This window comes from Mycobacterium sp. 852014-52144_SCH5372336 (assembly GCF_001665615.1).
Lineage (GTDB): Bacteria > Actinomycetota > Actinomycetes > Mycobacteriales > Mycobacteriaceae > Mycobacterium > Mycobacterium neumannii_A.
Window position 1 is genome coordinate 1 of sequence record NZ_LZSW01000039.1, and the last position, 527, is coordinate 527.

The window sequence follows — 527 nt, forward strand, 5'->3', positions numbered from 1 at the left end:
GAGTCCAACGCCTCCAACAGACACGCCACATTGCGGTGCGTGACCGCCACACCCTTGGGCTTGCCGGTAGTACCCGACGTGTAAATCAGATACGCGATGTTCTCAGCCGCCGGGCTTGGCAAGCCCGCGCTCGGATAGGCCTCGATGCCAGGTTCAGCGATATCGATGATCGGCACGCCGCACCGGTCAAGCCGTTCGGCCAGCGCCGCGGTAGTGAGCGCCACGATCGGCGCAGCATCGCCGACCATGAACTCCATCCGCGCCGCCGGGTGCGCGGGGTCCATCGACAGGTACGCCGCCCCGGTCTTGAGCACCGCCAACAACGCCACCACCGCCCCAGCCGAGCGCGGAACCAACACCGCTACCCGCTGACCCGGACCAACACCACGCTCAACCAACAAATGCGCCAACCGATTCGAGGCCTCATCGAGTTCGCGGTAGGTCAAAGAACGACCCTCGAAACTCACCGCCACCGCCTCAGGGGCACGCGAAACCTGCGCGGCGAACAACCCCGGAATCGACTGCGA

The 527-nt window shown here is 65.5% G+C and carries 1 protein-coding gene; it reads right to left on the reverse strand.

Features of this window, described 5'->3' with window-relative positions; genetic code table 11:
- On the reverse strand, positions 1 to 527 hold a 527-nt coding region (locus A5759_RS08260; RefSeq protein WP_156616866.1), incomplete at both ends, for an AMP-binding protein.